We start from the raw sequence: 23,363 nt of genomic DNA on the forward strand, positions 1-23,363 counted from the left end.
CAGCACGACGCGGCGCGAGTCTCGCGCCGCGCAAGTCGGTCGAAAGTTGCGGAGAAGAAGGATCAGTCCACCGGATCGCCGTTTTGCGGACCCGGATAGCGCGCCAGCCAATACGCATATTGCGCGGGCAACAGCGACGACGACCGGGGCACGTTTAACTCCCGCGCCGCGCGGAACGGGTAATGAGGATCGGCCAGATGCGCGCGTCCCATCATCGCGATATCGAGCTGATGCGCGGCGATGGCGCGCTCCGCGTCAGCCGGATCGTCCATGCCCCACGCCGTCGCCACCGCGATTTGCGCTTCCTTGCGCACGCGCGCGGCGATCGGCGCCATGAACGCCGACGACCACGGCACCTTCGCCTGCATCGTCGAGAAGCCCATGCTGACGTTGAGCAGGTCGAGGCCGTCATGCTTCATGCGCCGCACGAGTTCGATCGATTCCGCGAGCGTTTGCTCGTCGCGGCCATCGAATTCGATCACGCCGAAGCGCGCGGTCAGCGGCAGGCGCTCGGGCCACACTTCGCGCACCGCACGCAGCGTTTCGATGAGAAAGCGTCCGCGTCCTTCGGCATTGCCGCCGTATCGATCCGTGCGACGGTTTGCGTGCACCGAAAAGAAGCTTTGGGCGAGATAGCCGTGCGCGAAGTGAAGTTCGAGCCATTCGAAACCGGCATCGCGGGCGCGGACGGCGGCGGCCACGAAGTCGCGCTGCACGCGCGCGATATCATCGAGCGTCATTTCGGAAGGCACCTTGTCGAGCTTGCCGCCGAACGCGATGGCCGATGGCGATATCGTCTGCCAGCCGCGCGCGTCACTGTTCGAGATGTGATCGTCGCCGTCCCACGGACGATTCGCGCTGCCTTTCCATCCCGCGTGGCCGATCTGGATGCCGGGCACCGCGTCCGCTTTCTTGATGGATGCGGCAATGCGCGCCATGCCCTGCGCCTGCGTGTCGTTCCATAAACCCGTGCACGCGGGGGTGATGCGGCCTTCCGGCGAAACCGCGGTGGCCTCGACGATCACGAGGCCCGCGCCGCCGCGCGCTAGGCCCGCGTAATGGACGTCGTGCCAGTCGTCGGTGACGCCATCGACCGCGCTGTACTGGCACATCGGCGGGACGGCGATCCGGTTGCGCAGGGTGATGTCCTTCAGTGTGAAAGGGCTGAAAAGCGCTGACATTGAAACCTCTCGAAAAAGGAAAGAAACCGCGTTCACTCGATCGACACGACTGGCTTGCCCGAGAACGCGCGATGCCTCAACGCATCGAGTTGCTGTGGCAAGGCATCGAACGGCGCGCTCAATATGTCTTCTGCGATGAAACGTCCGCTCGCGACGAGGCCGAGAATCTGCTCGCCGGCATCGACGAGGCGCGCCCAGTCGCGGTCGTCGCCATGAACGTGCAGCGCGCCGAGCGCGACTTCGTGCAACGAGAGCGTGCGGCCGAAGGGCGCGCAGGGCCAGGCATCGGCGCGGCCCTGAATGCAGACGAGATGCCCGCTCGCGCCGAGCGAGGGTGCGAGACGCGCCGCGTGCGGCCCGCTCACGCTGTCGACCACGGCGAAGAATTCGCCTGCGTGATCGTGCGACCACAGCGATGCATCGTCGAGCGGGCCTTCGAAACACATACGCGCCCCGAGCGCGCGCAGACGATCCCAATGCCGCGGATGACACATCACGCTGACATCGAAGCTGCGAAGCACCGCGAGTTGCAGCGCGTAGTGGCCGACCGCGCCGCCCGCGCCGCTGATCAACACGTGCGCCCCGGCACGCGTTGGCAACTTGTCGAGCGCGAGCCACGCCGTGAGCGCGGGGCACGGCATGCTCGCGGCCGTGGCGAGGTTGATCTCCGGCGGAACCATCAGCAGCGCGCGTGCCGCGACTGGCGTGCAATGCGCGAAACTGCCGGGCGTCGCGAGACTCGTGTGATAGGCGACGCGCTTGCCGAGCCATCCGCGTTCGACATCGCCGCCGACCGCCACGACCACCCCCGCGCCATCCACACCCGGCACTTTGCCCAGTTGCCAGTGGACGAGATCGCCGCCGAGCACTTTCCAGTCGACCGGATTCAGCCCGATAGCCGCGTTGCGCACGAGAACGTGTCCGCGTTCGAGCGGCGGCGCGTCGATGCGGTTCAGGGCGAGAGCCCTCGGATCGTCGCTGCCAGTGAATGTCCACGCGGGCCACGAGGGCGGAGGCGCATCGTGCGCCGGTGTCGGCGTATGCATCAGCGGTACGCGCCGGCGGAGTACGTCAACTCGTAACTATGGCTGTAAATCTCGACGATATTGCCGAACGGATCTTCCATGTAGACCATGCGATACGGCTTCTCGCCGGGAAAATATTCACGCACCGGCATGCGCTGCTTGCCGCCCGCCGCGACGATCTTCGCCGCGAGCCCTTCCACGTCCGGGTCTTGCACGCAGAAATGAAATACGCCCGTCTTCCAGTATTCGAAGTTGTTCTCGGGCTTCTGCGCATTCTTGAACTGAAAGATCTCGACGCCGATGCGATCGCCTGTCGAGAGATGCGCGATGCGAAACGACTCCCAGCCCGCGCCGAACACATCGGTGCACATGACGCCGATCGCGCTGTCGTCTTCGTTGATGGTCGTCGGGGGCATGATGAGATACCAGCCCATGATGTCGGTATAGAACTTGACAGCGGCATCCAGATCGGTCACCGAAAGACCGATATGCGAGAAGGCGCGCGGATAGGGTGTGGACATGTTTCGTTAATCCTTTGGGTTAGCGAGGGGGCGAAGCTAAAACGCAAGCGCCGATCGCGAATCAATCGATTGGCGATCGGCTTCAAGACCGCAGCGAGCAGCGTCATGCCGCTGATTGCAGTGGACGACCTTCAGACGATCGCCTGCAAGGTCAGACGCGCGGCCTCTTCGGACGAAGCCGGATTCTGGCCGGTGACGAGGCGGCCATCGCGAATCGCGTGTGCGTGAAAGTCCGGCGCTTTGCGATAAAGCGCACCGAGTTCGCGCAGGCGATCTTCGAGGAGGAACGGCACGCTTTGTGTAAGGCCCGCTGCTTCTTCCTCGCTGTTGCTAAAACCCGTCGCCTCGCGTCCTGCGACGAGCGGTGTGCCGTTTGCGTCCTTGACGTTCACGAGACCCGCCGGGCCATGGCAGACGGCGGCAAGCACTTTCTCTTTCGCCCACGCATCGGACAACAGGTGCGCGAGCGTCGCGCTCGCGGGCAGGTCCCACATCGTTCCGTGACCTCCCGGGAGGAAGATGGCTGCGTAGTTGGACGCATCGGCGGCATCGAGCTTCATTGAGGCTTGTGCCTTTTGCATCGCTTCGGGATCGTTCATGAAGCGGGTCACGCTGGCCGGACGCGCCTCCCCGGCTTCGATCGAATGAGGATCGAACGGAACCGGACCGCCTTTAATCGAAGCAATCTCGACATCAAGGCCGGCGTCCTTGAACACGTAGTAAGGCGTGGAAAGTTCTTCGAACCACACGCCAGTAGAGCGCCCGCTTTCGCCCATCGTTGCGTGCGACGTCACGACCATTAGAATCTTCTTCACGATCATCGTCGTCTCCTTAAGAACGGGCCGCGCGCGCCGCCGCGATCATTCCGTCGAGCCATTCTTGATGACCGTTGATCATGGGATTGGGTCGCGTGGTGGCAAGCGCCTTTGCCGGCGCGCCGTTCTGCGTTTCCTGCGTGAGCACGCGCATGCGTCCTTGCGGAAGGTCTTCGAGCAACCATGCGTGATGCACATCCAGACGGGATTGGGCATCGCCTTCCACCCAGCCGTGCCATGCCACGCGTGCGGGCTGGCCTTCGACGGGTGGCACATATTCGGTCACTTCGGCTTCGACGGGAAATCCGAAAGTCGTAAAGCGAAAGCGTGCGCCGGCAGCAAGTCGCGGACCGTTGGCATCGTGAAACCGGATGTCGGCGCAGTTGCTGTAGTACCTCGGCCACTGAGTCGTGTCGTCAAGCATCGGCCAGACATCGGAGACAGACAAGCCCGCGACGATGACCTCGTTCGACGCAAAATTGTCCGAAAGACCTGGTAGGTAGCCTTGCGGCCAGATGATGTCGTGCATGAGAGTTTGGCGTTCGTTATTTGACGAAACAAATGATGCGCGTGAGGCTGCAATAAATCCAATCGCATGTCATGATTACAGTCATCATGCAGACTGATATCAAAACCGTCGATCTGAATCTGTTGCGCGCGCTCGATGCGCTGCTTGACGAGCGCAACGTCACCAAGGCGGCGCGGCGTTTGTCGCTGACACAGCCCGCCGTGAGCGGCATGCTCACGCGCCTGCGCGAGAGCTTCGACGATCCGCTGTTCGTGCGCACGCAGCGTGGCATCGTGCCGACTGCCCGTGCGCTGGAACTTGTCGGGCCGCTCAAGCAGGTGCTGGGCGAAATCGAAGCGATGTTGCGCCCGCAGGCGTTCGAGCCATCGACAGCGGACGTGACAATCACCATCGCAGCAACGGATTACGCGTTGCAAGTGGTGATCGTGCCGTTGCTCGCGCGATTGCGGGCGCTCGCGCCGGGCGTGCGCGTGGCGGTCGTGCCGGTGCGCAATCAAACCTTGCACGCGCAGTTCGAGCGGGGCGAACTGGACCTCGCGCTCGTCACACCTGAAACCACGCCCGCCGATCTGCATGCGCGTACGCTCTTCAACGAGCGCTATGTTTGCGTGATGCGCAGCGATCACCCGGATGCACGAAGGCGCACGCTGTCGCTCAAGCGCTTCTGCGCACTCGATCATGCGCTGGTGTCGCACGACGGAGGCGTGTTTCGCGGCGTCACCGACGATGTGCTTGAACGGCTCGGCCACGCTCGGCGCGTCGCGCTGTCGGTGACGAGCTTTCTCGTATTGCCACGCATCCTTGCATCCAGCGATCTGATCGCAGTCGTTCCGCGCAGGTTAGTGCAATCCGGCGACGGACTCGTAATCATCGATGCACCGGTCGAGGTGCCCGGTTTTTCGAAGGTGGCTGCGTGGCACGAACGTACGCATCGATCACCGGCGCATCGTTGGATTCGCGAACTGCTGTCCGAGGTCTGCGCGAGGGTGGACTGATTGCGCGCGGGTTGCGGTGCGGCAGACATCTAGTTTCCCGTGACTGGACCGCCGAGCGATATTCCGTCGAAAAGCTCGGGCAGCACAATCGAGTAGGTGACGAAGGGCGCGGCCACGTTGGCTTGCCCGTGCGGCCGTGCGACGGGCTGTTTCACCGGGATATACAGCCGCCGATCGCGGCTGATGAACGAGCCATCGGGCCGGATCAACGTCGGATGCGACGCCAGCACCGCACGCTTGCCTTCGGGCGAAAGCACGGTGATGTGATGCGTCGCCGTTTCTGAGAAGTACATGTTGCCCCGTGAATCCATCGCGCAGCCGCCGGAGAAGCTGATTTCGAAGACGTGTTCTACGTGCGTGGAGAGTTGCGCGTCGGTGAGTCGCATCGCGGAGCAAACGCGTTTCGATGCGATAGAGCGGGCCGGTCGGCGCCGCCCAGAAGAGCCACTTTCCGTCCGCGGTGATCTCGATCAAGTCGCTGTTGGGCGGATGAAACACCTCGCCGCCCTTCACGTGCGCGAGGATCGCCGGCGGCTCGATGGAGGACGCCTTGACCTGCGGATATCCGGAGAGCCGTCGTAGGGTTTTGCCGTTCGATAGTTCATGCACGATCAGTCCGCCTAGACCCGAGTCGGTCAGATACATCGTCGAACCATGGAAGCGGAGGTCGTTAAGTTGCGCGCCGGCGGGCAGGATGGTGTCGTCGAAGCGCAGGACATCGAGCACGCGACCTGAGTGGGGGTCGAGCCGGATCAGCTTTTGCGCGCCTCGGTCGAGCGTCTCATTGACGTACGGAAAGGCTGCCGCGTTCAAGGAACCCTGATCGACACACCAGACGGTGTCGTCCGAGAAGACGTGCAAGGAATTCAGATAGACGAACGCGTCGCGGCCATCGTCGCCTGGCTTCCAAGCGTTCCATGCGTTGCCGGGAAAGGGCTGAAGGGAGCCGTTCGCTTCTCTGCGTGCGATGGACGGCGTCGGTATTTCACGCGCATATCGTGGCAAACCGAGGAACAGCAGATTGCAGCTCGTCAGCGCAACTTGATTCGCCATCCACGGCGAGCTCACGGCGACCTCGAGCGCAAGAGGCCACTGTTCCGCGCGAACTCGTGGGGCGAGACCTGTGCTGCTCGCAAGTGCCATTGCCAAAAAGATTCGACGGTTCATTAAAGGCATCGCCTTGGTATTCGAGGTGTCGAGCAAAAATTGTACGGGTTTTTTCTGATGCGTGAAGTCTGATGCATCAGGCATCATGCATCAATCAATTCACCGAAGCGCGTCGATGTCACTCAATTTCCGATCGCCCGAGGTCGTGCAGGCTTGCCGCAATCAACTCGGCGAGAGCCCGGTATGGGATGAGCGCACGCAGACTCTGCACTGGACCAACATCCACGCGTGTGAGATCTGGTCGTGGGAGGTGTCGGCGTCGGCGCCTGTCGTCCGCACAATGCCGGAGCGCATCGGCGCAATCGGGCTGCGTGAGGGCGGCGGACTGGTGATCGCGCTTGAAAGTGGCTTTGCTACGCTTAAGGCGGACAGCTCGCAACCCGTGCCGATTGCCTCGCTGCCCGATCCTGCCGCGCATACGCGCCTCAACGATGGCCGGGTCGCGCCCGATGGCCGCTTCCTCTGCGGGGGGATGAGCGAGGAACAGCCGCAACGCGCCAACGCCGCACTCTATGCGCTCGACGCCGATTCAAGCGTGCGCACGCTGTTGACCGACATCGCCTGTGCCAACTCCCTGTGCTGGAGCCCGAACGGCAGGACGCTGTACTTCTCCGACATGGCGACGCGCCGCATCGATGCATTCGACTATGCAGACGGCAAGATCGCCAACCGTCGCATATTCGCCGAGCTCACGACGCCGGGCGCCCCGGATGGCTCAATCGTCGACGAAGACGGCTTTCTGTGGAACGCGCAGTGGGGCGGCGGCAAACTGGTGCGTTACGCACCCGACGGATCGGTCGATCGCGAGGTCGCATTGCCGGTGTCGAACCCGACCTGCATGGTTTTCGGTGGACCTGAACTCGACATTATGTACATCACGACAGCGTGGTTCACACTCGATCCCGCGACCCGCGAAAAGGAGCCGTACGCCGGCAGTCTGTTTGCGTGGCGGCCGGGCGTGCGAGGTTTGCCGAGTCCGCGTTTTCAGGGTTGAGCGCGTGGCTGTGATAACGCCGCACGCGCAAACCAGACATATTCGAGGCTAACAAGATGAAGGTTTTCGACAGAGCATCGCTCAGCGAGCAGGTGGAGACTGCGCTGAAGGAAGAGATCATCGGCGGGAAGATGCGGCCGGGGCAGCGCATCAACGTCAGCGATTTTCAGACCGCATGGAAAGTCAGTTCGACGCCCTTTCGCGACGCGCTGCGCTCGCTTGAAATTCAGGGCTTCGTGACCGTCGAAGCACGCAAGGGCGTGTATGTCGCGCCGCTAGACCAGCAAACCGTCAACGAGATATTCGACCTGCGCATCGCGCTCGAATGTATGGCCGTGGAACGCGCAACGCTCGCCGTACCTACCGAGGAGGCCGAGCGGGTTCGCGCCGCTTATCTGGGCGCCGCAGAGGCGCTACACAGAGGCGACGTGGAGCCGATCGCGCAGGCTGACCGAAAAGTTCATGAACTCGCGCATGTGCACTGCGGCAATGTGCGGCTGCAAAAAGCCCTGTCATCACATATGGAACTCATTCGCTGGGCACAACGCGCCATCGTCGACAAGCTAACGGGCGCATACGAAATTGCGTTGCCTGAGCACATTGCCATCGTTGAAGCCGTGTGCCTGCGCGACGCGCAGGGCGCGGCGAGAGCCATGCGAGCGCATCTGGAAAACTCGCGCGACCGCTTGAGCGCCAACATCGATCTCGCGGACCTCAACTCCGAAAACTGAACGCTGACAACCTCAAATCACGACATGAAGATCAGGACAATTCGTTCCTACGTGCTACGCGTGCCGCTCGGCGACAAGCTGTTCTACTCGTCGCAGGCCGCGTTCCCTGAGCGCAATAGTTATCTCGTGCGCATCGAGACCGACACTGGCCTTGTTGGTTGGGGTGAAGGCGGGCAGTATGGCCCGCCGGAACCGGTCGCCGCGTGTATCGATCACGTGCTTGCACCGAAACTGATCGGCCGCGATCCGACCGAGCCGGTCCGCATCTGGGAGGAGCTGTACAACTTCTCGCGCGATTTCGGGCAGAAGGGCACTTACGTGGAGGCGATCTCCGCGCTTGATATCGCGCTCTGGGATATCGCGGGCCAATCCGCGGGGCTGCCGGTGTGGAAGATGCTCGGCGGACGCTTCCGCGACGCCGTTCCCGCGTACGCGACCGGCTGCTATTACCCACAGGATTTCACCCGTCTGCCCGAACTGCTGCGCAGCCTCGAAGAAGAGGCGTCCGGCTACGCCGATGCGGGCTTTGAGATGCTCAAAGTGAAAATCGGTCTGCTGAGCCTGAAGGATGATATTGAACGCCTGAGAGTAATTCGTGCAGCCGTAGGTCCGGATATCGGCATGCTGGTCGATGCGAACCACGCATACAACGCGACGTCCGCGATCCGCATGGGCCGAATGATGGAACCGCTTGACGTACGCTTTTTCGAGGAACCGGTAGTGCCGGAGGACAAGGCGGGGTATCGCCGCGTGCGCGCTGAGAATCCCGTTCCCGTGGCGGGCGGTGAATGCGAGTTCACGCGTTATGGATTTGCCGAACTGATTGGTAGCGGTTGCGTCGATATCGCGCAACCGGATCTGGCGGTGTGCGGTGGTTTCACTGCATTCAAGCAGATTCTCGCGTTCGCGAGCACGCACGGCGTCGGCGTGATTCCGCACGTATGGGGCTCGGGCATCGCGGTCGCGGCGGCGTTGCAGGCCATCGCCACCATTCCGCCGATTCCGCACACGGCCAATCCAATCGCGCTGCAGAACGAGCCGATCGTGGAATTCGATCGCAAACACAATCCATTGCGCGACGACCTGCTCGATCAACGCTTCGCGCTGGCGGAAGGGAAACTCGCCGTGCCGGATGCTCCGGGCCTTGGCGTAACCGTCAACGAAGCCGCGTTGCAGCGCTTCTCTGTTCAATGAAGGAGGACTTCGTGAGTCGATTTGTCAACCAGCGTGTGATTATCACGGGCGCGGCGGCGGGACTTGGGCAAGTCATCGCGACGTCTTTCGCCCGGGAAGGCGCCGATGTTGCCGTACTGGATTTTCAGCGAGCCGATCAGACGCGCGAACTGGTCGAGAAAGAAGGACGCCGCTGCCAGGTGTTTCATTGCGATGTCCGTGATGAGCACGCCGTCGAAGAAGGCGTGAGCGCCGCCGCCCGATTTTTCGATGGGCGCGTGGACGTGCTCGTCAACAACGCAGGCTTCAACGGCCATTACAACCTCGTCAAGGACATGCCGCTCGCGCAGTGGCGCGAGACACTCGATATCAACCTCACCGGCACGATGCTTGTCACACGCGCCGTGCTGCCGCTGATGATCGCGGCGAAGCGCGGCACGATTGTGACGACCGCATCAAACGTTGCGCGGCGCGGATTACCGTTGCGCGCGGATTACGTCTGCTCGAAATGGGCGCTGCTCGGGCTCACGCAGACGCTCGCGCTGGAAAACGCGGAGCACGGCATCCGCGTCAATGCGGTGTGTCCTGGTCCGGTAGAAGGTGATCGCATTGAAGACGTGATGGCGCACCACGCGCAGAAGGAAGGCAAGAGCATCGCGCAGGTCCGCCGCGAATGGGAAAGCGCCGCACCCATGAACCGTTTCGTCACGCCGCAGGAAGTCGCCAACACGATGCTGTTCCTCGCCAGCCCGGATTCCAGCGCGATGACGGGACAGGCGCTGAACGTGACCGGCGGATTTTTGATGACCTGAATCGGGAACTAAGAATACCCAATCAAAGGAGACTAAAAATGTTAGTACGACAAATGAATGCCGCGCGTGTCGCGTTGTCGATCGCATTGGGCGCGGCCAGTTTGATCTTCTCGATGCAGGCCGACGCAAGCAAGGGACTTGTCGCAATGTCGCAATCGGGCATGGAGAACGAATGGCGAGTCGTCAACACAAAGGACATGGAGAAGAGCTGGAAAGAAGCGGGATACGACTTCGTTTGGACCAACGCGAATTGGGACCCTGCCAAGCAGCTTTCCGACATCCAGGATTTGCTCGCGCGCAAGCCCAAAGTGCTGATCGTGGAGCCTGTCGAGTATGAGCCCGCAGCGCCCGTTCCCGGAATGGCGAAAAAGGCGGGGGTTCCGCTCATCGTCGCGGACCGCGCGATGCCAGGGCAACCGGGCAAGGACGGCTGGATCTCGCTTTTGACCATCAGCTATGAAGACACTGGCGTGCGCGTAGGCAACGACGTCGTCGCGCAGATGACAAAGAAAAACGGCAAGCCGCAAGGCAAGCTGCTGCACGTCACGGGCAATACGGGCGCGGCGCCGGTACTCGAAGAGCAGAAGGGACTTGACAGCGTCTTCGCAAAACATCCCGATATCAAGTTCGTCGCGAAGTGCGATGGTCGGTATAGCCGCGAGGGCGGCCGCAAGTGCACGGAAGACTTCCTGCAGTCCTTTCCGAAAGGATCCATCGACGGCATCGTGTTCGATAGCGACGATGAAATGATCGGCGGCCTCACCGCGATCAAGGCCGCGAATCGCGACGACCTGAAGGGCTACTTGTGGGGCAAGGACGGCACCGCCGACGGCCTGCGTGCGATCCTCGACGGCTGGGCGAGCTACACCGTGCAGACTCCGCCGACTTTTGGCGCCCTGGCGTTGAAAGTCTTCAACGACTCGCAAGCCGGCAAGCCCGTCGCGCCCGTCGTGTACTCGGACAAGAAGGAGTTCGATGCACATACGCCAGAGCATCGTGCGCTCATCGAGCAGCGTCTGAAAGAACTCAAGGCAATGGGCGTTGGCTGCTGCTGAAGCCGATGATGCCGCCTCATTCCGCTTAACGGAACGTTATTGTCATGAACCACGAGATTACGGTCCCGCTGCTGCGCATGTCGGGCATCGTCAAGTCGTATCCGGGCGTGCGGGCGCTCAAGGGTGTGGATTTCGATCTGCACGCGGGGGAGATCCATTGCCTGATTGGCGAAAACGGCGCCGGCAAATCCACGCTCATGCGCGTCATGTCCGGCGCGGAAAGACCCGACGCCGGCCACGTGTCGATGGCTGGACGCGAATTCGCCGCGCTGGACCCGGTGTTGAGTCATGAACTCGGCATCACGGTGATCTATCAAGAAACTGACCTTGTGCTGCCGCTCACCGTGACCGAGAACGTGTTTCTCGGTCACGAGCTGGCGAAGCGTGGCGGCCTGCTGGATCGAGCGGCAATGCGGGCGCGCGTCGTGGAGTTGATGGAGCGCTTCAACCTGCGCTTTCCCATCGATGAGCCGGTGCGCCATCTCGGCCCCGCGCAACGTCAACTTGTGCAGATTGTCAAAGCGATCTCGCGCGAAAGCCGAATTATCGTGCTCGATGAGCCTACGGCGTCACTGACGGACAACGAGATCGGCCACTTGTTCGAATTGCTGGATGTCTTCAGGAGGCAAGGGATCGGAATCGTGTATGTGTCTCATCGGTTGCAGGAGATCATCACCATTGGCGATCGCGTGACGATCATGCGCGACGGCACGCGGGTGGCGACGCATGACGTGAAGGACGTGAGCGAGGCCAGTTTGATTCAGGCAATGGTCGGCCGTCCGTTGGAAGACGCGATGCCTGCTCGGCCTGAGACGAAAGCCGGCGCGCAGGTCATCCTGGCGGCACGCAACCTGACAGTCGAAGGCCAGTTCGAGAACGTGAGTTTCGACCTGCGCCAGGGCGAAATTCTCGGTCTTGGCGGCCTGGTCGGCGCGGGGCGCAGCGAGCTGCTCGAGTGCCTCTTCGGCATCACGAAGCCGGATTCAGGCGAAATCATGATAGAGGGCAGGGTGGTATCGTTCGGCGCGCCGCGCGATGCGATTCGCGCAGGCCTCGGACTCGTGCCGGAAGAGCGTCGCGAAAGCGGCCTCGTGATTGGCCGTTCGGTAGAGGACAATATCGCCTACCCGATTCTTAAGCGCGTATCGCGTTTGTCGATGATGCGCCGGGGCCGCTTGCGCCAGATCGCAGAGGAACTTGTGAAGAGCATGCACATCAAGACGCCTTCATTGCAGCAGGCCGTGCGTACGCTCTCCGGCGGCAATCAGCAGAAAGTGGTGCTCGCCAAGTGGCTCGCGAACGATACCCGCATTTTGCTGCTCGACGAGCCGAGCCGCGGCGTGGACATCAACGCGAAGTTCGAGATCCATCAACTCATACGCAAACTCGTGGCCGAAGGCATGTCCGTGATCATGGCGTCCTCCGACATGCTCGAACTCCTCGCGTTAAGCGATCGCATTCTCGTGATGGCGGAAGGACGCGCGGCCGCCGTGCTCGAAGGCGAAGACGCAACACAGGTCGAGGTAATGCGCCACGCGGTGCCCCGATCGAACGCATACGTGGAGGCCGCCGCATGAGTCACGCCACATCTTCATCGAACGCGGCGGTCTCGTCGCATCACGCGCCCGCGCGGCGCGACGTCAAGCGCGTGCTCGCGCGCTACGATGTCTACCTGATTCTGCTGCTCCTGATTGCGCTTGCCTGCGCGGTGAGCCCGCAATTCCTAACGGCATCGAACATCGGCAACCTGCTCACGCAATCAGCGGTACTGGGGATTCTGTCGGTCGCACAGTTTATCGTCGTGCTGACTGGCGGCTTCGATCTTTCCGTCGCGGCCGTCATGGCGCTTTCATCGATCCTACTCGCGCGTTACGCGGACACGAACATCGTGCTGGCGCTCGGCGGGGCGCTGCTCACGTCCGCGCTTTGCGGATTGGCAAGCGGTGTAGCGGTAGTACGCGGACGCGTGCAGCCCCTCATCGCCACGCTCGCGATGATGGGCGTCGCGCGCGGGCTCGCGTTCAGCGTCAGCGAGAAGAGCGTGCTGACCAGCAACGCGCTGATTCAATCGCTCGGAAGCAGCGGCGGTTTGCTTACACCGCCGACGCTCCTGTGGCTTGTCCTCGTGGCGGTGGCCGCTGTATGGCTCGCGCAAACGCGGTCGGGTCTGCATTGTTACGCCGTCGGGGGCAACGAGACGACTGCGCGTCTCGCGGGCGTGCGATCCGACCGGCTGAAACTCGGCGTGTACACGATTGCTGGGCTTATCTCGGGCGTGGCGGGCATCGCGCTGGTCATCCGTTCGAGCAGCGGCGTACCGAATGGCGGCGCCGGCTGGGAGTTGGATTCGATCGCGGCCATCGTCATTGGCGGAGTGCGTCTGTTCGGCGGCGAAGGACGCTTGCTGAAGGCGATGGCAGGTGTGCTCATCTATCAGTTGATCGCCAACGTGATGAATCTCACGGGGATTGATCCGTATTACCAGAGCATCATTCGCGCGGGGGTCATTGTGATCGCCGTGGGGCTTTCCGTGCTACGGCAGGGACGGCAAGAGCGCCGCACGCTCGGCAACAGGGGATGATCATGACGACCTTAGCTCAATCCGCACACGATCCGTGGTGGCGCTCGCCGGTGGTGCGCAAGAACGCCATCGTCTTCGTGTTTGCGTTGTTTCTAATCGTGGGGACGGCCGTCTCACGGGGTCGTCTGGTGGAACCCGGCAATCTCTCGAACATTCTGTTCCAGAGTTCGGTGATCGGCGTGCTCGCGCTCGGCGAGGCACTGGTCATGCTCACCGGAGGCATCGATCTGTCGATCGTCGCACTGATGGTGGCATCGGCCATTTTCATGGGCGGCGCCGGTTCCGAGTTGCAGCAGCAGATGAGCATGTCCAACGCCCTGCCGTATGTCGGCTTTCTGCCGGCCATCGCCATCGCGATGATCGGAGCGGCGGCAGTGGGCCTAATCAACGGGCTGATGGTAGTCGTGCTGCGCATTCCCGCGTTCATCGCGACGCTCGTCATGGCCTTGGTACTTTCCGGAGTGTCGATGCTCTTTACGGGCGGAGCACCGATCTACAACCCAGACGCATTCTTCGCGGACCTGGGAGCCACGCGCATCTTCACGCTGCCGGTGCCGGTCTACATCTTTTTGGTGCTGACCGCGGTGATCGGCGTGCTGCTCGCGCGCAGCAAGCTCGGCGTCGTGTTGTATGCGCTGGGCGGCAACAGTCGCGCTGCGCGTTTGTCGGGCATCGCGGTAGAGCGCACGACAGTGGCCATTTACACACTCTCGGGTTTGCTCTCGGGACTCGCCGGTTTCCTGTTTCTAGCGCGCACGGGTTCGGTCGCGCCGACCTCCGGCGACAACTTCCTGCTAGGAACGATTGCGGCCGTCGTAGTGGGGGGGATCAGTCTCGCCGGGGGCAAGGGTTCGATACGCAACGCCTTCGTTGGCGTGTTGTTCCTCGCGACCTTGAGCAACTTCCTGAACATCCTGCTCGTGTCGCCGCACATACAAGATGCGATCAGCGGCGTCGTCATCATCCTCGCCATCGCGATCAACGCGCGGCTGGATCCGGATGCGTGAAGTCACGGTTGTGCCTGTGCGCCGCACGTCGCGCTAATGGGCACCACACGTGGAAAAGGCGGAGGCGGACATGACGAACTCTAGATGGTGGGGGAACGGCGGATCGCTGACGCTGGTAATGCGCGTCGCCTATCTCGATCGAACTACGCTTCGGGTTGGCCTGCAATTGATCGCGTAGGAGCGGGGATTCGCCGGCGAGCTCTTCGCGGTGAAGGAAGACCTGGCGCACAACCATCTCTAGTGGGGTATCCGGTGGAACGTGCCGGGCAGCGTTCTGACGCACAGGTTCGATCCGAAGTCGCTGGTCATCGGGGCCTTCGCGTTGTTCGGCTGGTCCGAGGAACCGGTCCCGCCCGAGGATCGCGAAGGGCATGTGCAAGTGAAGCGCGCGCTATCGATTCCGGTCGCGGGCGGCGAGTGCTAATTCACGCGCCTCGGCTTTCGCGACATGCTGATCGCACGAGCGCTCGACATCGTGCAGCCGACACCTGCGCGGCGCGCGGTCTGTCCGAGTGCAAGAAGTTTGCCGACATGGCGCAGGCTTTCAGCGTCCACTACAACCCGCACGTGTGGGGGTACGGGCATTGCGATGGCGGCAGCGCTGCAACCGCTCGCCGTGCTGCCGACACAAACGCCCACGTCGCTTGCGCCCATCGAGTCGATGCTCGAATTCGATCGAACCGAACACCCGATTCGCCGCACCTTACTAAAGAAGCCGATCGAGCACATGAACGGCGTCGTGCGCATTCCGGACGGGCCGGGACTCGGCATCGAAGTCGACAGGCACGCACTTGCGCGTTTCGCCGCGCAATGAAGCGGGCAGTACTGCACGATCAATAAACACAATATAGAAGGAGATAACGATGACGCAATCGAAATGGTGGAGCATAGGCGGCTCGCTGATGCTCGGGCTGTGCGTGGCTTATCTGGACCGCACGACATTGTCCGTGGGACTGCAATCCGTCGCGCAGGAGATGGGCTTCGCGGGGGAGCGCTTCGCTGTAACCGCAAGTCTTGCGCTGACGATCTTTCTCGTGGGCTATGCGCTCGCGAACGTGCTCGGCGGCATCCTCACGCGTCGGTTCGATCCGAAGCCCGTCGTCATCTGGACTTTCGCGTTATGGTCCGCCGCGACGGTGTATGTCGGCTTCACGAGCTCGCTCGTCGTGCTGCTCGCTTGCCGGCTGATTCTCGGCGTGGCTGAAGGCATATACTGGCCGCAACAATCGCGCTTCGCGAAGGCGTGGTTCGCACCAGACGAACGCACAAAGGCGAACGCGATCATTCAGTATTATGGACAATATCTCGCGCTGGCATTCGGTTTCATCGTGCTGACGCCGATCTATCATGCGTTCGGCTGGCGTTCGATGTTCTTCCTGATGGGCGGCATCGGCCTGGTCATCGTCGTGCCGCTCTACATGGCGAAGCTGAAGCCCGAATTCGAAGCGCCGTATCGCACGCCGCCCGCGCAATCGGCCGCGGCGGGCAAGCTCACATTCGCGTCGCTCGGTGGTGCGCCGTTTCTGCTGCTGCTTCTAAGCTATGTGACGCAAGGCATGCTGTTCTGGGGCGTCACGTTGTGGATCCCGCTCGCGGTGCAGTCGGTGGGCTTCACGGGCATGTCGCAGGCGTTCGCGAGTTCGCTGCCGTATATCGCTGCAGTGTTGCTCGCCTTGCCGATGTCGCGCATCAGCGACCGCACCGGTAAGCGGGTACTGATCGCTGCGCTCGGCCTGCTGATTCCCGGCGTGCTGATGATGCTTCTGCCGATGGTGTCGAGCGGTTATGCGAAGCTCGGGCTCATTACCGTAGCGCTGGGCCTTTATGCGAGCAGCTATACGCCGAACATTTGGTCGATCGTGCAATCGTCCATCGAGCCACAGGCGATCGGCCCGGCATCGGGCATCATCAATGGCATCGGCGCGGGTGGCGGCGGGACGATCGCGGGATTTCTGGTCGGACTGCTCTATCGTTCGACGGGCTCGTACATGTCGGGCTTCGTGGTACTCGGCGCGCTCGTGATACTCGGCGGCATTTCGTTGCTGGCGTATGGACGCGTGCAGAAGTCGCGATTGCATCGCGATCAGGCAGCTCGCTTCGCGCACGGAACTCGAGAAGCAAACTGAGCATGGACCGGCGCGCAGCGTGCCGATCCATCCTGCTATCAGTGTCTTGCGGTGAACGTCGCGCCCGACATCGACCAGGAAAGCAGCACATTAAAAGTCACGATTGCGTCACGGCAACTGGCGGGCGACAGCGGACCATAGAACGGGTGGGTGCGCGCATCGCTGCGCCGGTGCAGACGCATGAACTTTGGGAAGCAGTCGCCACCTTGGTGCCTTGCCACGGCTGCGCAGGCTGCGGCGGCGTCCAGCGCAGGGAGTTCGTGGGGCTGCTCGAAAAGGGCTGCCCTTGAAGAACGCGCCAGGGTCGCCGGGCGGCCGGGGACTTCGCGGTGCCCCTATTGCTTTTCGGTACAACGGGCGCTTCGCTGTTGTAAAACCCTGATGAACATGCTCGTGCTGCGATTGCGGATGCCAGCCCTGGTGCCATTGGCGCCTTCATATTCGATGGCCTGCCCGACGGAGGTCATATGTGTGGGCGCGAGCCGCCGGGCCGTACAGCATCCTTGAATTCAGACGGTTTCCCTCCAAGTGCCGCCTTGTCTAGCTGCTATCAGAAATGACGTGGCGGCAAGAAGTCTCGCCAAAAAGCCGATTCGTACTTAAGAGGAAGACGGCGCCCATCAAGGGACCCGACGCTTCGGACGGGCGTGATTTCGCCTAAGCAAAAATCTATCGCCAAGGCTGTTTTTGAATAACAAGGCGTAGTTCGCCCCGCCTACACTGGTCTCCGATCACTCGCTGAACTGCCGCGAAAGGCAAGTTTCACGCAACTCGAGGTCCCGCGTCGTGCAGTCCGCGTGGACACCGGAATAACAGAGATTGGAGACTCGAATGAAGAACCTGATGCTCGTCGGCACGGCGGCTACGCGCCCCGACGCACTTGGCACGATGTTCACGCTGCGTCCCGGCGGCGAATGGGAAACCGCGGACGGTATTCCTCACGACGCGTCCGTGCAGGCGATCACGCCGCATCCCGAACAGGAGAATCTGCTCTTCGCAGCCACACGTAAGGGCGTTTATCGCTCGACCAACGGCGGCCAGTCATGGGCGCGCTTGAACGTCACCGCCGACAACGTGCAGTTCTGGTGTGTCGTCGTCAGCCCGCACGACCCGCAGACATTGTTCGCGGGCACCGCGCCGGTCGCGTTCTATTGTAGCAACGATGGCGGCGATACCTGGACGAAATGCAATGCGGATTATCCCGAGCGCTTCAAGATTTCGTTCGGGGCGTCGCGCGTGATGCGCATTGCATTCCATCCCACCGACGCGAACGTGATGTACGCCGTCAGCGAGATCAACGGCTTCCTGCTGAGCGAGGACGGTGGTCTCACATGGCGCGGCGAAAACGACGGCCTGATCGCGCTTTCGAAGCATGCGCACCTCAAGAGCAAGATCGAAACCGACGACGACGCCGAAGGCATGTTCGACGCGCACTCCGTCGTGACGACGCCCGCCGATCCCGACGCGCTCTTCTACATCTGCCGGCTCGGCATCTTCGAGAGCCGCGACAAGGGCAAGACCTTTAGGGACATCGAAGTCGGCAAATTCGCGCCGTTCGCTTATACGCGCGATTGCCGCTTTGTAGCGGGCATGCCCGAGAAGATGTACGCGTGCTTTAGCATCTCGTCGCGCAGCAACGCGGGTGCGCTCTACGGAAGCGACGATCTCGGCAAGACGTGGTATCGCGCGGATGCCGCCGTCGATCCGCAAAGCACGATGCTGGGCTTTGGCGTGCATGCCACGGACCCGGACGGCATCGTCACCGTGACGCGCGGCGGACAAGTCTTCTATACGCTCGACGGCGGGTCGAACTGGACCGAGAAGCGCCTTCCTCAACAAGCCGGCGACGCGTTCTGCGGCGCGATTCTCTAAGCGAGAGGAGGCAGGTCAGACATGGCAGAACGACTCAATGGCGTCATCCGCGCGCTGGAATCCGGACGACGCATCGCCTTCACGTCATTCATTCAGGCCGAAGTGGAGAACGCGGTCAGCTTCGCGCAATCCGCGAACGACGGCGTGGTCTTCGAGATGGAGCACACGCCCTGGGACATTCGGGCATTGCGTGAAGCGATGCAGTTCCTGCTCCTGCGCCAGAAGATCGCGCATGCCGGTTCCGTCGCGTGCCAGATGACGCCGCTCGTACGCATCCCGCCGAGCGGCAGCGAGATGAATCAGTGGTTCGCCAAGCAGGCGCTCGACCTCGGTGCATACGGCATCGTATGGCCGCGCATCAGCACGCCGGAGGAAGCGTATAACGCGGTGGCGGCATGCCGTTATCCGCGGCTGAAGACAGCGCCGCTCTACGATCCGGCCGGCTTGCGCGGCGACGCCCCGATGCCTGCCGCGCGCTACTGGGGACTGTCGCAGCAGGATTACTACAAGAAGGCCGATGTATGGCCGCTCGCGCCCGAAGGCGAAGTGCTCGTCGCGTTGATGATCGAGGATACGGCCGCCGTCGAGAACATCGAGGAGATCGTGAGGCGCGTGCCGGGCATCGGCGTGCTGCTGATCGGCGAGGGCGATCTCACACAGGAACTCGGTTGTCCGCGTCAGTATGACAACCCTGAACTGCTGCGCATGATGCGTCACGTGCTCGAAGTCGGCAAGGCATTCGATATTCCCGTGGGTCATCCGCATGTGACCGAGCAGAACGTCGAACGCGTAATCGAAGACGGGTATCGCTTCCTGATGACGTTCCCGAAGCGCGATTTCTCCGCGCTCGACATGGGTCGCAAACTCGCGGACCGCTGAACGACGCGAAACAAACGGAGCAGACATGGCAAAGAAACTGTCCATCGTGCTGGGGCGGCACGGTCAGGTCGCGGACTTGCGCAGCGGCGCGGTGCAGGTCGAAGGCTACGCGCTCGACTTCATCGACATCAAGCGCATGCCCGATGCCTATCGCGCGATGGCGCGCAGCCAGCCCTACGACATTTGTGAAATGGCGCCGACGTCGTATCTGATGGCTGTCGCCGCAGGCGCGCCGATCACCGCGCTGCCGCTGCCGATGACGCGCCGCTTTCGTCATGCGGGGCTGCAACGGCCGGTGTCGTCGGCGATACGCGAGCCGAAAGACCTCGCGGGGCGACGCGTCGGCGTTCGCGCCTATTCGGTGACGGCGGCCGTTTGGACGCGCGGCATCCTCGCGGACGAATACGGTCTCGATCCCGAAAGCGTTACGTGGTTCACGGAGGAAGAGGAGAACGTCGAAAGCTTCGTGCCGCCGTCGAACGTGCAACGCGTCGGGCAAGGCAGGACGCTTGCCGGCATGTTGCGCGACGGCGAACTCGATGCGGCTTTCGCAGGACTCGCGGGCGCGGGAGACGACGCGGGCGAACTCGTCGATGTGGTCCCCGATGCAAAGGCGAGAGAGCACGACTGGTATCGCAGGACGGGCATCTATCCGCTGCATGGCGTGATCGTCGTGAGAAACGATGTCCTCGAACAGTATCCATCGCTTGCTCGCGCGCTGTTCGAAGCGTTCTCTCTTGCGAAGGAAAGCTATCTGGCGCGCGTGCGCTCGGGCAGCGCGGCAGAGGCCGAAGACAAGCGCTATCTCGCGCTCGCTGAACTCGTCGGTGATCCGCTTCCCTACGGGCTCGATGAGAACGCGCAATCCTTCGAAGCACTCGTGCGCTACGCATATCGGCAGAAGCTGATTCCTGAATTGCCATCGCTCGAATCGATCGTGCATGACCCGCGCACGAAGGCCATCGCTTAAAAGGAGGCGCGCATGAACGCGACCGAAACCATTCACCTGAGCACCATGCTCGGGACTTATCCGAAGACGAAACGGCTGAAGGAAGGGCAGATTCGCTCGCCGCTCGTCACGCTCGACATCGCTAACGTCGATACCGCGCAGAAGGCGTTCAAGGACGTCGTGCGTGGACTCAAATACGACGTGGCCGAACTCGCGATCGTCACGTTCCTGCAGGCCTATGAAGCGGGCAAGCCTTATCGTCTGCTGCCGTTCGTGATGAACGGCATGTTCCATCACAAGAGCATTCTGTGCCGCGCGCAGGACGACCTGGAACCCGACGCGCTCGCCGGTAAAACCATCGCGATGCGCTCGTATGCGCAAACGACGCCCACATGGGTGCGCGGCATCCTTTCCGACGAATACGGCCTCGACCTGCAAAGCGTGAAGTGGCTCAGCCAGGAAGGCGCGCACGTCGCCGAATACGCAGACCCGCCGTGGGTCACGCAGCAAACCGCGGCGCGTGGCCTCGAAGAGATGCTGCTGGCGGGTGAAGTCGACGCGATCATCGCGGGCGGCGCGTTGTCGGGCGATCCCGGCATTCGCACGCTCATCGACGAGCCGAAGGAAGCCGCCCTGCGCTGGCACGAACGGACGGGCGTGGTGCCGATCAATCACATCGTCGCGATCAGGGAAGACGTCGTGCAAACGAGCGACGAGCTCGTGCGCGAAGTCTTCCGCATGTTGTGCGAGAGCCGCGCGGCTGGTGGCGGTGAGACGCTGGCGGGGAGCATCGATTTGCAGCCCGTCGGTTTCGAGAAGTTGCAGGCTTCTCTCGATACCGCGATCCGGTACGCCTGCGAGCAGAAGCTCATTCAAAAGCGTTATACGGTGGACGAGCTCTACGGCAAAGTCGCCGACATTCTCGGCTAGGAAAGAATAAAACGAAGGAGACGGATGTGGCCTCACCCATCAATGGCATGGCTTTTGTCAGGCTCAGTGCGCCCGATCTCGGCATGATGCAGGCGTTTCTCGAAGACTTCGGGATGGTCGTCGCACACAGGGATGACACGCGCCTCTTCATGCGCGGCGTAGGCGATGCGCCGTTCCTGCATGTGACGGAGCTCGGCGATCCGGGCGTGCTCAGCTTCGGCTACGAGTTGCGCGATGCATCCCTGCTCGACGATATCGCGAAGCTGCCCGATGCGCACGGCATCGAAACGCTCGATGCGCCTGGCGGCGGCAAACGCGTGCGGCTGCGCGACCCGAACGGCTTCTGGCTGGAGCTTGTGGCCGGGCAGGAGCGTGCGAGTCCGTTGCCGTCACGCGTCGTCGTGCGGGGGCCGGATGGCGAGAGCCGCGCGCTCGGACCGGCGCGCGTCGTGCGCATCGCGCATACCGCCTATGCCACGCCGAATCTCGCCGACGTGATCGGCTGGTATCAGCGCACCTTCAGTCTCTTGCCGACCGACGAGCTTTTCGTCGGCTCGCCGGACAACGTGATCGGCCAGTTCGACCGGCTCGATCACGGTGACGGGCTTGTCGATCATCACGTCATCTTCCTGATGCGCGGACAGCGCGCGGGGATGCATCACGTCTCGTATCAGGTGGAAGGCGTCGACGACATCTTCTTCGGCTTCGATCACATGACCCGCGGCACGCACGACCATGTGCGCGGCATCGGCCGCCACGCGCTCGGCAGCCAGATCTTCAACTACTGGATGAGCCCGTTCGAGCAGATGCACGAGCACTGGATCTCGCACGAAAAGATGAATGCGTCGAGCAGGTTCAACCGCATACAGATTGGCGAGGGCATGAGTTACGACACCGGCGAGCGGCCGCCCGAGCGCTTCGTGAAGCAGGTGACGCCGATCGTTCCGTGGCCTCTATAACGCATTTCATCCGATACGAACCACCGATACCACAATCATGATCATCGACTGTCATGGGCACTTCACGACGGTGCCGAAGACGCTGCACGAATGGCGGCGTCAACAACTGGAAAACGCAGGCGGTCACTACGGCGCGCCGCTGCACATTTCCGACGACGAACTGCGCGAAGCGCTGGAAAGCAAGCAGCTCAGCGTGCAGCGCGAGCGCGGCCTCGACATGACGCTGTTCTCACCGATCGCGGGCCAGATGGGACATCATCTCGGCACGCTCGCGCACAGCATCGAATGGTCGCGCGTGTGCAATGACCTCATTCATCGCGTGTGCTCGCTCTATCCGGAGAATTTCGCGGCGGTGTGCCAGTTGCCGCAATCGCCGGGCGAAGAAATCGATGCCTGCGTGCGGGAACTGGAGCGTTGCGTGACCGAGCTCGGCTTCGTCGGCTGCAATCTGAATCCCGATCCTTCGGGCGGATACTGGACCGGCAAGCCGCTGACCGACCGCCTCTACTATCCGCTCTACGAGAAGATGGTCGAGCTCGACGTGCCCGCGATGATTCACGTCAGCAGTTCGTGCAATCCGTGCTTCCATCATGTCGGCGCGCATTACCTGAACGGCGACACCACCGCCTTCATGCAATTCCTGCTCGCGCCGCAACTGTTCGAGGACTTTCCGACGCTGCGCTTCGTGATTCCGCACGGCGGCGGCGCGGTGCCGTATCACTGGGGACGCTATCGCGGACTCGCGCAGGACATGGGCTTCAAGACACTCGCCGACGGCCTGCTCAAGAACATCTTCTTCGATACCTGCGTGTATCACCAGGCGGGCGTCGATCTGCTGACGAAGGTCGTGCCGCATCGAAACATCCTGTTCGGCTCGGAGATGATCGGCGCGGTGAAGGGCATCGATCCGGAGACCGGCCATCACTACGACGACACCGGGCGCTATATCGCCGCGACGCCGCATCTGTGCGATTGCCACCGGCAGGACGTGTTCAGCAACAACGCGCTCGATGTCTATCCACGGCTGAAGGCATTGCTTCCGGCCTGAGGCCGCGGGAGAAA

Annotated in this window: 24 protein-coding genes and 1 pseudogene; 18 read left to right on the forward strand and 7 right to left on the reverse strand. The window is 62.2% G+C overall.

Features of this window, described 5'->3' with window-relative positions; genetic code table 11:
* Positions 1-62: 62 nt before the first annotated feature.
* From NCT05_RS30905 to NCT05_RS30925, 5 genes are all read right to left on the reverse strand, one after another.
* Positions 63-1,181, reverse strand: a complete 1,119-nt coding sequence (locus tag NCT05_RS30905) for an NADH:flavin oxidoreductase/NADH oxidase (protein WP_250503932.1) — start codon at positions 1,179-1,181, stop codon at positions 63-65.
* Positions 1,182-1,213: 32 nt separating this feature from the next.
* Positions 1,214-2,227 (reverse strand): alcohol dehydrogenase catalytic domain-containing protein, encoded by a 1,014-nt coding sequence (locus NCT05_RS30910; protein WP_250503933.1) that lies wholly within the window; start codon positions 2,225-2,227, stop codon positions 1,214-1,216.
* Positions 2,227-2,727: a lactoylglutathione lyase family protein gene (locus tag NCT05_RS30915; protein ID WP_250437205.1), complete on the reverse strand. Its 501-nt coding sequence runs from the start codon at positions 2,725-2,727 to the stop codon at positions 2,227-2,229. Before NCT05_RS30915 ends, NCT05_RS30910 begins: the two co-directional genes overlap by 1 nt.
* Positions 2,728-2,858: 131 nt before the next feature.
* Positions 2,859-3,542, reverse strand: coding sequence for a type 1 glutamine amidotransferase domain-containing protein (locus NCT05_RS30920; RefSeq protein WP_250456892.1), 684 nt, complete (start codon positions 3,540-3,542; stop codon positions 2,859-2,861).
* Between the two features lie 16 nt (positions 3,543-3,558).
* Complete coding sequence (locus tag NCT05_RS30925; RefSeq protein ID WP_250456893.1) at positions 3,559-4,071, reverse strand: SRPBCC family protein; 513 nt, start codon at positions 4,069-4,071, stop codon at positions 3,559-3,561.
* Positions 4,072-4,157: 86 nt separating this feature from the next.
* Between NCT05_RS30925 and NCT05_RS30930 the strand changes: the two genes are divergently transcribed.
* Entirely contained in the window at positions 4,158-5,066 is a 909-nt protein-coding gene (locus tag NCT05_RS30930) for a LysR family transcriptional regulator (RefSeq protein ID WP_250503934.1), read from the forward strand.
* Here NCT05_RS30930 and NCT05_RS30935 read toward each other — a convergent pair.
* A complete protein-coding gene (locus NCT05_RS30935; protein WP_250503935.1) occupies positions 5,007-6,320 on the reverse strand; it encodes an NHL repeat-containing protein in 1,314 nt (437 codons plus the stop codon). The genes NCT05_RS30930 and NCT05_RS30935 overlap by 60 nt on opposite strands.
* A gap of 28 nt (positions 6,321-6,348) precedes the next feature.
* Here NCT05_RS30935 and NCT05_RS30940 point away from each other — a divergent pair, with 28 nt between their 5' ends.
* From NCT05_RS30940 to NCT05_RS30990, 11 genes and pseudogenes are all read left to right on the forward strand, one after another.
* A complete protein-coding gene (locus NCT05_RS30940) occupies positions 6,349-7,227 on the forward strand; it encodes an SMP-30/gluconolactonase/LRE family protein (protein WP_250503936.1) in 879 nt (292 codons plus the stop codon).
* Between the two features lie 56 nt (positions 7,228-7,283).
* The gene (locus NCT05_RS30945) at positions 7,284-7,958 is read left to right on the forward strand and encodes a GntR family transcriptional regulator (RefSeq protein WP_250437215.1); all 675 of its coding nucleotides are present in this window, start codon (positions 7,284-7,286) and stop codon (positions 7,956-7,958) included.
* A 24-nt stretch (positions 7,959-7,982) separates the two neighbouring features.
* Complete coding sequence (locus NCT05_RS30950; protein WP_250503937.1) at positions 7,983-9,152, forward strand: mandelate racemase/muconate lactonizing enzyme family protein; 1,170 nt, start codon at positions 7,983-7,985, stop codon at positions 9,150-9,152.
* Positions 9,149-9,943, forward strand: coding sequence for an SDR family NAD(P)-dependent oxidoreductase (locus NCT05_RS30955; protein WP_250437217.1), 795 nt, complete (start codon positions 9,149-9,151; stop codon positions 9,941-9,943). Before NCT05_RS30950 ends, NCT05_RS30955 begins: the two co-directional genes overlap by 4 nt.
* A 38-nt stretch (positions 9,944-9,981) precedes the next feature.
* Positions 9,982-10,998 (forward strand): substrate-binding domain-containing protein, encoded by a 1,017-nt coding sequence (locus tag NCT05_RS30960; RefSeq protein ID WP_250437218.1) that lies wholly within the window; start codon positions 9,982-9,984, stop codon positions 10,996-10,998.
* 44 nt (positions 10,999-11,042) lie between these two features.
* Positions 11,043-12,575, forward strand: a complete 1,533-nt coding sequence (locus NCT05_RS30965) for a sugar ABC transporter ATP-binding protein (protein ID WP_250503938.1) — start codon at positions 11,043-11,045, stop codon at positions 12,573-12,575.
* On the forward strand, positions 12,572-13,579 hold the full coding sequence (locus tag NCT05_RS30970) for an ABC transporter permease (RefSeq protein WP_250456901.1): 1,008 nt from the start codon (positions 12,572-12,574) through the stop codon (positions 13,577-13,579). The genes NCT05_RS30965 and NCT05_RS30970 overlap by 4 nt, the downstream gene beginning before the upstream one ends.
* A gap of 2 nt (positions 13,580-13,581) precedes the next feature.
* Positions 13,582-14,586 (forward strand): ABC transporter permease, encoded by a 1,005-nt coding sequence (locus NCT05_RS30975; RefSeq protein WP_250456902.1) that lies wholly within the window; start codon positions 13,582-13,584, stop codon positions 14,584-14,586.
* Between the two features lie 259 nt (positions 14,587-14,845).
* Positions 14,846-15,010 carry a hypothetical protein gene (locus tag NCT05_RS30980; protein WP_250456903.1) on the forward strand — a complete coding sequence of 55 codons (165 nt, stop codon included), beginning with the start codon at positions 14,846-14,848 and terminating at the stop codon, positions 15,008-15,010.
* A gap of 15 nt (positions 15,011-15,025) precedes the next feature.
* Positions 15,026-15,400: pseudogene (locus tag NCT05_RS30985) on the forward strand (enolase C-terminal domain-like protein); the annotation flags it as partial.
* 49 nt (positions 15,401-15,449) lie between these two features.
* Entirely contained in the window at positions 15,450-16,712 is a 1,263-nt protein-coding gene (locus tag NCT05_RS30990; protein ID WP_250456905.1) for an MFS transporter, read from the forward strand.
* A 97-nt stretch (positions 16,713-16,809) separates the two neighbouring features.
* On the opposite strand, the gene NCT05_RS37065 is transcribed toward NCT05_RS30990, so the two are convergent.
* Positions 16,810-17,151, reverse strand: a complete 342-nt coding sequence (locus NCT05_RS37065) for a carboxylesterase family protein (protein WP_350029141.1) — start codon at positions 17,149-17,151, stop codon at positions 16,810-16,812.
* 392 nt (positions 17,152-17,543) lie between these two features.
* On the opposite strand from NCT05_RS37065, the gene NCT05_RS30995 reads away from it, so the two are divergent.
* From NCT05_RS30995 to NCT05_RS31020, 6 genes are read left to right on the forward strand one after another with little or no spacing between them, the layout of a single operon-like run.
* Entirely contained in the window at positions 17,544-18,584 is a 1,041-nt protein-coding gene (locus tag NCT05_RS30995) for a WD40/YVTN/BNR-like repeat-containing protein (protein ID WP_250503939.1), read from the forward strand.
* Between the two features lie 21 nt (positions 18,585-18,605).
* Positions 18,606-19,463 (forward strand): aldolase/citrate lyase family protein, encoded by an 858-nt coding sequence (locus NCT05_RS31000; RefSeq protein ID WP_250503940.1) that lies wholly within the window; start codon positions 18,606-18,608, stop codon positions 19,461-19,463.
* A 25-nt stretch (positions 19,464-19,488) separates the two neighbouring features.
* Positions 19,489-20,433, forward strand: coding sequence for an ABC transporter substrate-binding protein (locus NCT05_RS31005; protein ID WP_250503941.1), 945 nt, complete (start codon positions 19,489-19,491; stop codon positions 20,431-20,433).
* Between the two features lie 12 nt (positions 20,434-20,445).
* Positions 20,446-21,342, forward strand: coding sequence for a substrate-binding domain-containing protein (locus tag NCT05_RS31010; RefSeq protein ID WP_250503942.1), 897 nt, complete (start codon positions 20,446-20,448; stop codon positions 21,340-21,342).
* Between the two features lie 26 nt (positions 21,343-21,368).
* Positions 21,369-22,301: a VOC family protein gene (locus NCT05_RS31015; RefSeq protein ID WP_250503943.1), complete on the forward strand. Its 933-nt coding sequence runs from the start codon at positions 21,369-21,371 to the stop codon at positions 22,299-22,301.
* 37 nt (positions 22,302-22,338) lie between these two features.
* A complete protein-coding gene (locus tag NCT05_RS31020) occupies positions 22,339-23,349 on the forward strand; it encodes an amidohydrolase family protein (protein WP_250503944.1) in 1,011 nt (336 codons plus the stop codon).
* The last annotated feature ends 14 nt before the right edge of the window (positions 23,350-23,363 follow it).

It is taken from the genome of Caballeronia sp. AZ7_KS35, from assembly GCF_023631045.1.
Lineage (GTDB): Bacteria > Pseudomonadota > Gammaproteobacteria > Burkholderiales > Burkholderiaceae > Caballeronia > Caballeronia zhejiangensis.